The organism is Mycobacterium sp. SMC-21, from assembly GCF_045310825.1.
Classification (GTDB): domain Bacteria; phylum Actinomycetota; class Actinomycetes; order Mycobacteriales; family Mycobacteriaceae; genus Mycobacterium.
In genome coordinates this window covers 82,092-90,475 of record NZ_JBJIAO010000022.1, presented here as the reverse complement: position 1 = coordinate 90,475, position 8,384 = coordinate 82,092, and the positions used below count along the sequence as shown (strand labels likewise).

Here is an 8,384-nt window from a genome sequence, read left to right as displayed (position 1 = left end):
TCATTTTCGAGAGACCTCGACCTCTATCCCGGCAACGACGCGCCAACCACCTCTACACCCTCATCTGTGAAGAGCCCATTTTCATCGACGCACGCCGCCCCTGCCGCGACGCTCGCTGCATTGCTTCTCTTCTTCGACCCGACGGCAGGGAGTTGATTCCGATGACAGCATCGTGGGGCCTGACCGGACCGCAGTTTCTGGGCGTCTATCTCGTCACGTATCTGCTTGCGCTGGCGTTGATGTACGGCTTCCGGGCCGTGTTGACGCACTCGGGAACGGCGGAAACCGCTGCCGCGAATCCGCGGCCGCTGCTGGACCCTTATGAGACCGCGTATCTGGCCGGCGGGCCGGGCCGTACCGTCAGCACGGCGATCGCGAACCTGGCCTTGAGCGACCGGCTTCTGGTTTCCCGCGGCGGCACGCTCACCGTCGCCGCCGGCGCCACGCTGATCGACGATGTGGACGCTGCCGTGGCCGACGGTGTGTCCGCCACGCACCGCCGGAGGACGGCGATGAAGCGGCTGCGCAAGCATCCCCGGATCGTGGCGATCGGTGAGCGGTTGCGTGCCCGGGGCCTGCTTCTGGACAGCGGGTCGACCACCGTCCTGCGGGCGTGTGCGCTGCTGCCGTGCGCGGTGTGGGTCGTCGGTGTGCTCCGGTTGATCAACGGCATCGAGCTGCACCACAAGGTCATTCTGCTGTTCGTTTTCCTGGTGGCAACCGGTCTGTCGACACTCGTCCTGGTGCGCGCTTTCCTTGCCGATGCGGCACACCGCCCGTCCGCCGAAGGGCAACTCGCCCTGCAGGGCATGCGCAACCGGTATGAGTCCGGGGTGGCCCTGGCCGAGCCTGCGGCGGAGACCGGACGCACCGACGCGGCCCGTCAGGCACAGGTTGTCGGCGTCGCGCTGCTCGGTTTCGTCGCGCTGACCGACGACGATCTGCGTACCTCGTTGCTCGGCAGCGTCGGTGTCACGGGCGGCGGCGGTTGCGGCAGCGGCAGCAGCTGCGGCGGTGGTGGTGGGGGATGTGGCGGCGGTGGCTGTGGCGGCTGCGGCGGGTGCGGCGGATGACCACCGGAGCTCCCGGGCCTGCCGTCGGTATCGGCTGGCGGCCCGAGATCGACCTCACCATCGAGCGACTGCCCGGTGTCGAGTTCATGGAGGTGATCGCCGAAGGCATCCGGCCCGGCGCCCTGCCGGCTTCGCTGGAGGCGGTCCGTAGTCGCGGAATTCCCGTTGTGCCACATGGAATTTCGCTCTCGTTGGGCGGTGCGGAGCGGCCCGACCCCGCCCGGCTCGAGCACCTCGGCGCGTGTGCGGCGGCCCTGGGTGCCCCGTTGGTCAGCGAGCACATCGCCTTCGTGCGTGCCGGAAACCGCGAAGCCGGGCATCTCCTGCCGGTGCCGCGCAGCCGTGCCGCGCTCGACGTCGTCGTGGCCAACGTCCGGATCGCTCAGGACGCGTTGGCCGTCCCGCTGGCCCTCGAACACGTGGCGTCCGTCGTGTCCTGGCCCGACGACGAGTTCACCGAAGCGCAGTTCCTGTGCGAGATCATCGAGCGCACGGGCGCGCTCCTGCTGCTGGACGTGGCCAACCTGTACACGTCCGCCGTCAACTTCGGCGCCGATCCGATCGCTGCGCTCGATACGTTGCCGTTGGATCGGATCGCCTACGTCCACGTCGCCGGGGGAGCCTTGCGCGACGGCATCTGGCACGACACCCACACCGCCGACGTCGCCGAGCCGATCCTGGACCTGCTCGCCGAGCTCGCGAGCCGAACCGTGCTACCCGCCGTCATGCTGGAACGCGACGGCGCCTACCCGGCGCCCAGCGTGCTGGCTCGGGAGTTGGCCGCAATCAGGTCGGCTGTCGGACGAGTCGGCGATGACGTGGTACGGCCCTGGGCCGCGGGACCACAGCGGCGACCCGGTCGAGTGGGGGCCGAGCCGTCGGACCTCACCCGGAGTGCGCTGGCCGATGCCGAGGACACGCTGCTGCAGGCACTGCTGGGGCTGTCCGGCCCGCCGGCGGGATTCGATGCCGACCGTGTTGCGGTGGCCGGCGCTGCATTGGCCCACAAGCGAGCCCATACTCAGCCGAAAATGAGCTTGGGTGCGAAATTCCGGCGGAAGTTCGCACCCAAGCTCAGGTTCGACGCTACGGGGCGAACGCCTCGTCGATGATCGCCTGCTGCTCGATGGCGTGCACCTTCGAGCTGCCCGACGACGGCGCGCTCATGGCCCGGCGGGAGATGCGCTTGATGCCGGTCAGCTTCTCGGGCAGCAATTCGGGCAGGCTCAGGCCGAAGGTCGGCCAGGCGCCCTGGTTGGCCGGCTCTTCTTGCACCCAGAAGTACTGCTGCACGTTCGGGTACTGGTCCAGCGTGGCGTTGAGCCGGCGCTTGGGCAGCGGGTAAAGCTGCTCGATGCGCACGATCGCGATGTCATCGCGCTTGTCCTTGGCCTTGCGGGCCACCAGCTCGTAGTACAGCTTGCCGCTGGTGAGCAGCACCCGGGTGACCTTCGACCGGTCGCCGACGCCGTCTTCGTAGGTCGGCTCCTCGAGCACCGAGCGGAACTTGATCTCGGTGAAGTCCTTGATGTCGCTGACCGCGGCCTTGTTGCGCAGCATGGACTTCGGGGTGAAGACGATGAGCGGGCGGTGGATGCCGTCGAGACCGTGCCGGCGCAGCAGGTGGAAGTAGTTGGCCGGGGTCGACGGCATGGCGACCGTCATCGAACCTTCGGCGCACACCTGCAGGAACCGCTCGATGCGGCCCGACGTGTGGTCCGGGCCCTGGCCCTCGTGGCCGTGCGGCAGCAGCAGCACGACGTCGGACAGCTGGCCCCACTTGGCCTCGCCGGAGCTGATGAACTCGTCGATGATCGACTGCGCGCCGTTGACGAAGTCACCGAACTGGGCTTCCCACAGCACCATGGCGTCAGGGTTGCCCACCGAGTAGCCGTACTCGAAGCCCACCGCGGCGAACTCCGACAGCGCCGAGTTGTAGATCAGCAGCTTGCCGCCGGTCGGGGTGCCGTCGGTGTTGGTGGCCAGCAGTTGCAGCGGGATGAACTCCTCGCCGGTGACGCGGTCGATGAGCACCGCGTGCCGCTGCGTGAAGGTGCCGCGCTGCGTGTCCTGTCCGGAGAACCGGATCAGCCGGCCCTCGGCGACCATCGAGCCCAGGGCGAGCAGCTCGGCGAACGCCCAGTCGATCTTGCCTTCGTAGGCCATCTCGCGGCGCTTCTCCAGCACCGGCTTGACACGCGGGTGCACGTTGAAGCCCTCGGGCACCGCCAGGTGCGCGTCGCCGATGCGGGCGAGCAGCGACTTGTCGACCGCCGTCAGCAGGCGCTGCGGGATGGTCTGGTCGGTTTCCACCGACTCGCTGGGGGCGAGCTCGTGCTTCTCGAGCTCGCGGACCTCGTTGAAGACCCGCTCCAACTGGCCCTGGTAGTCGCGCAGGGCGTCTTCGGCCTCTTTCATGGAGATGTCACCACGGCCGATGAGGGCTTCGGTGTAGGTCTTGCGGACGCCACGCTTGGTGTCGATGACGTCGTACATGTACGGCTGGGTCATCGACGGGTCGTCGCCCTCGTTGTGACCGCGGCGGCGGTAGCACAGCATGTCGATGACGACGTCCTTCTTGAACGCCTCACGGAAGTCGACGGCGAGGCGGGCGACCCAGGCGCAGGCCTCGGGGTCGTCGCCGTTGACGTGGAAGATCGGCGCGCCGATCATCTTCGCCACGTCGGTGCAGTACTCGCTGGAGCGTGAATCCGTTGGCGCCGTGGTGAATCCGATTTGGTTGTTCACGATGATGTGGACGGTGCCGCCGGTGCGGTAGCCCTTGAGCAGCGCCAGGTTGAGGGTCTCGGCGACCACGCCCTGGCCGGCGAACGCGGCGTCGCCGTGCAGCATCATCGGCATGATCGAGAAGCGGCCGTGGGCGTCGCTGTCGTCGTGCTCGTCGCCGACGAGCAGGTCCTGCTTGGCGCGGACCAGGCCCTCCAGAACCGGGTCGACGGCCTCGAGGTGGCTGGGGTTGGCGACCAGCGACACGTCGATCTCGTTGTCGCCGAACATCTGCAGGTAGTGGCCGGTGGCGCCGAGGTGGTACTTGACGTCGCCGGAGCCGTGCGCCAGCGCCGGGTTCAGGTTGCCCTCGAACTCGCTGAAGATCTTCGAGTACGGCTTGCCGACGATGTTGGCCAGCACGTTGAGGCGGCCGCGGTGCGGCATGCCGATGACCACTTCGTCGAGGTTGTGTTCGGCCGCCTGGTCGATGGCGGCGTCCATCATCGGGATGACGGCCTCCGCGCCTTCCAGCGAGAAGCGTTTCTGCCCAACGTATTTGGTGTGCAGGAAGGTCTCGAAGGCCTCGGCGGCGTTGAGCTTGGACAGGATGTACTTCTGCTCACCGACCGTGGGCTTGTCGTGCTTGACCTCGACGCGCTCCTGCAGCCACTTCTGCTGCTCGGGTTCGAGGATGTGGGTGTACTCGACACCGACGTGGCGGCAGTAGGCGTCGCGCAGCACCGACAGCACATCGCGCAGCTTCATGAACTGCTTGCCGGCGAAGCCGTCGACCTTGAACTCGCGGTCCAGGTCCCACAGCGTCAGGCCGTGGGTGTTGACGTCGAGGTCGGGGTGGCTGCGGAAGCGGGTCTTGTCCAGCCGCAGCGGGTCGATGTCGGCCATCAGATGGCCGCGGTTGCGGTAGGCCGCGATCAGCTCGATGATGCGGGCGTTCTTGTGGGCGATCGAGTCCGGGTTGTCGATCCGCCAGCGCACCGGCTCGTAGGGGATGCCCAGCTCGCGGAAGATCTCGTCGTAGAAGTCGTCGTCGAGCAGCAGGTGGTGCACGGTGCGCAGGAAGTCACCGGACTCGGCGCCCTGGATGATGCGGTGGTCGTAGGTCGACGTCAGGGTGATGAGCTTGCCGACGCCGAGCTCGGCGATGCGCTCTTCGCTCGCGCCCTGGAACTCGGCCGGGTACTCCATGGCGCCGGCGCCGATGATGGCGCCCTGGCCGCGCATCAGGCGCGGCACCGAGTGCACGGTGCCGATGGTGCCCGGGTTGGTCAGCGAGATGGTGACGCCGCTGAAGTCCTCGGCGGTCAGCTTGCCGTCGCGGGCGCGCCGGACGATGTCTTCGTACGCGGCGATGAACTGGCCGAATTGCATTGTCTCGCAACGCTTGATGGCCGCGACGACGAGCTGGCGCGAACCGTCCTTGTTCTGCAGGTCGATGGCCAGACCGAGGTTGGTGTGCGCCGGTGTGACGGCCGTCGGCTTGCCGTCGACCTCGGCGAAGTACCGGTTCATGTTCGGGAACTGCTTGACGGCCTGGACGATCGCGTAGCCCAGCAGGTGGGTGAAGCTGATCTTGCCGCCGCGGGTGCGCTTGAGGTGGTTGTTGATGACGACGCGGTTGTCGATCATCAGCTTCGCGGGGATGGCGCGCACGCTCGTGGCGGTCGGCACGTCCAGCGACGCGTTCATGTTCTTGACGACGGCGGCCGCGGCGCCGCGCAGTGTCTGCGTCTCGGAGTCCTCTGCGGGCGCGGGTCCGGCGGCGGCCTTGGCGGGGGCAGCCTTGGCAGGGGCGGCCTTGGCAGGCGCGGCGGCCGGGGCAGCCGGAGCGGCAGGGGCCGCGGCGGGAGCCGGCGCGGCCGCCGGAGCCGCGGGTGCGGCGGCGGGCGCGGGGGTTGCCACGGTTACGGAATCCGTTGTGTCCGTGATGGGTTCGGGGTTGTAGTCACGAAGGAAGTCGTGCCAACTCGGGTCCACCGAGGACGGGTCCTCACGGAATTTGCGATACATCTCTTCGACCAGCCACTCGTTCTGACCGAATGGTGAAGGTGATGTGCTCACGGCCGCTATTCGCCTCGTTTCCTTCTGTCCGACGAGCGCCGGACCTCAGCCCGGCGTACCCGCCCTCTGTTGTGTTGGCGGTCGCCCGCCCCCGTGCCGCCTAAGGCTAACCCGTCGGCCGATTCCGCGGACGGCGGAAGCCCACCTATTGGTGGATCAATCTGCGGAGGGTTTGCTATCCCGCGCCTCGGGCAGCACGAGCAGCGTCTGGCGCCACCGCGCGGGGGCGGGCCCGAACGCCGCGCGGGCGTTCTCGATGATCTTCTTACTCATCAACCGGTTGCCGACGCCGCCGATCACCGCGCCGACGCCCACCGGCAGCAGCTTGCCGAAGGCGATGGCGCCGCGCTTGAGTGTGTACTTCTTCACGAAGAACTTCAGCAGCCGCGAATTCAATTGCGAGACAGCCGGTAGCGGTACGGTCGCCGCGCCGTCGGCCAGCCACGCGCCGCTGGTGCGGCCGGTGCCGAGCAAGTCTCCGATGGCGTGCTTGCCTTCATCACCGACGAGAACGGCGAGCACCAGCGCGCGACGACGCTCCCGCTCGGTGACCGGGATGCCGTGCACTTCGGCCACCGCGAGGGCGAACACCGCGGTCGCTTCGAGGAACACCACGGTCTCACCGGCAACCGCCGACATCGCGACGAGCGTGCCGATGCCGGGGAAGGCCGCGGCCGATCCGACGGCGGCACCGCTGGCCATGGTCGCGGCCATGTAGTGCTTCTCGAGCTTGGTGATGATCTCGGCCGGGGTGGCACCGGGGTTGTGCTCCCGTAGCCGGTTCACGTAGGCGGCCACAGCCGGCGCCTGCACCCGGGCCCCGCCCTCGAGGATGTGCGAGAGCGCCTTGGCGGCAGCGCCAGGGTTCTCGGTGTGGGCGTCATGCTTCACAGGCAACTGCCCCTTCATGCTGGAGCGAGCACTCATCGGCCGGCCTCTCCATCTCCGTACACAGGAATTCAGGCTAACGCGTGGTCAACGATCGGCGTGCCATCTGAGTGCCCGGCACCAGCTGAGCCGGCGATCACATCTGAATGCTGCCGATTTGCCGGGAAGAAAAAACCGGTATGCATTGCTAACCATATTCATGGCAGCATCGCCCCTTGTGGATCTGACAGCGGTAGGCGACGCGACCGACAGTGGCGTGCCCGCCGAGGCCCCGGAAGTACGTCCGGCGCCGAGCCGTACCCGGATGATCGTGGTGCTGGGCCTGTTGGTCGCACTCGGCCCGCTGACCATCGACATGTACCTGCCGGCGCTGCCCCGCATCGCCTCTGAGCTGGGGTTGTCGTCGTCGGTCGCGCAGCTGACGCTGACCGGGACGCTGGGCGGCCTGGCCCTCGGCCAGCTGATCGTCGGTCCGCTGTCGGACGCGCTGGGCCGTCGGCGCCCGCTGGTCGCCGGCATCCTGCTGCACATGGCGGCCTCGCTGCTGTGCCTGTTCGCGCCGAACATCGAGGTGCTGGGCATCGCCCGCGCGCTGCAGGGTGTGGGTGCCGCCGCGGCATCTGTGGTGGCCGTCGCTGTCGTGAGCGACCTGTTCGAAGAGTCGGTCGCGGCCGTCGTGATGTCGCGGTTGATCCTGGTCCTCGGCGTGGCGCCGGTGCTGGCGCCATCGCTGGGTGCGGCCGTGCTGCTGCGCGGTTCGTGGCACTGGGTGTTCGCCGCGCTCGCCGTGCTGGGCGGCGCGATCCTGGCGGTGGCGGTGCTGGCCCTGCCCGAGACCCTCGCGGTCGCCGACAGGCGCCCGCTGCAACTGCGCGCCATCCTGCGGACGTACGTCGAGGTGCTGAGCGATATCCGTTTCGTGGTGCTGGTCCTCGTCGGTGCCCTGGGCATGTCGGGCCTGTTCGCGTACATCGCGGGGGCCGCGTTCGTGCTGCAGGGCCGCTACGGCCTGGATCAGCAGACCTTCGCCCTGGTGTTCGCGGCCGGTGCCATCGCGCTGATCGGTTCCACGCAGTTCAACGTCGTGCTGCTGCGCCGGTTCGAGCCGCAGAAGATCGCTGTGGTCGCCCTGATCGCCGCGTCGGTGTTCGGCCTCGTGTTCGTCGCGCTGGCCGTACTGCATGTGGGCGGGCTGGCCGGTTTCCTGATCCCGGTGTGGGCCATGCTGGCCGCGATGGGGCTCGTGATTCCGAACACACCTGCCGTCGCGCTGGCTCGTCACCCGGATGCCGCCGGCACCGCTGCGGCCGCGCTGGGTGCCGCCCAGTTCGGGCTCGGCGCGGCAGTGGCGCCGCTCGTCGGCGCGCTGGGCAACGGTGAGTTGGCGCTCGCGGGCGTGATGACGACGGGCGTCGTGGTCGCCCTGTTCGCACTGCTGGCCGTCGGCGACAAGGGCGAATCGGGACACGAACGCCACCGCCATTAGGTCTGTGGTCGCGGCGCCGAACTGCTGACTTGTTCGGATCCGCGACTGTCCGTAGCGTCGAAGTCGAGACCGGCACATCGGCCGGCCACCAGACTTGATACCGACTGCATGCATACGTTGATTTCCGC

General features: G+C 68.2%; 5 protein-coding genes. 3 read left to right on the top strand and 2 right to left on the bottom strand.

Annotated features, from left to right (window positions below; all coding sequences use genetic code 11):
* The first annotated feature begins 161 nt into the window (after positions 1 to 161).
* Positions 162 to 1,073 (top strand): TIGR04222 domain-containing membrane protein, encoded by a 912-nt coding sequence (locus ACJH6H_RS20065; RefSeq protein ID WP_406775652.1) that lies wholly within the window; start codon positions 162 to 164, stop codon positions 1,071 to 1,073.
* Entirely contained in the window at positions 1,070 to 2,185 is a 1,116-nt protein-coding gene (locus ACJH6H_RS20060; protein WP_406775651.1) for a DUF692 domain-containing protein, read from the top strand. Before ACJH6H_RS20065 ends, ACJH6H_RS20060 begins: the two co-directional genes overlap by 4 nt.
* Here the strand turns inward: ACJH6H_RS20060 and ACJH6H_RS20055 are convergent.
* Both ACJH6H_RS20055 and ACJH6H_RS20050 read right to left on the bottom strand, forming a co-directional pair.
* Positions 2,160 to 5,831 (bottom strand): multifunctional oxoglutarate decarboxylase/oxoglutarate dehydrogenase thiamine pyrophosphate-binding subunit/dihydrolipoyllysine-residue succinyltransferase subunit, encoded by a 3,672-nt coding sequence (locus ACJH6H_RS20055; RefSeq protein ID WP_406775653.1) that lies wholly within the window; start codon positions 5,829 to 5,831, stop codon positions 2,160 to 2,162. The genes ACJH6H_RS20060 and ACJH6H_RS20055 overlap by 26 nt on opposite strands.
* A 207-nt stretch (positions 5,832 to 6,038) precedes the next feature.
* Positions 6,039 to 6,809, bottom strand: coding sequence for a hypothetical protein (locus ACJH6H_RS20050; RefSeq protein ID WP_212812605.1), 771 nt, complete (start codon positions 6,807 to 6,809; stop codon positions 6,039 to 6,041).
* A gap of 160 nt (positions 6,810 to 6,969) precedes the next feature.
* Here ACJH6H_RS20050 and ACJH6H_RS20045 point away from each other — a divergent pair, with 160 nt between their 5' ends.
* Complete coding sequence (locus ACJH6H_RS20045; RefSeq protein WP_371824521.1) at positions 6,970 to 8,256, top strand: multidrug effflux MFS transporter; 1,287 nt, start codon at positions 6,970 to 6,972, stop codon at positions 8,254 to 8,256.
* Positions 8,257 to 8,384: the final 128 nt, after the last annotated feature.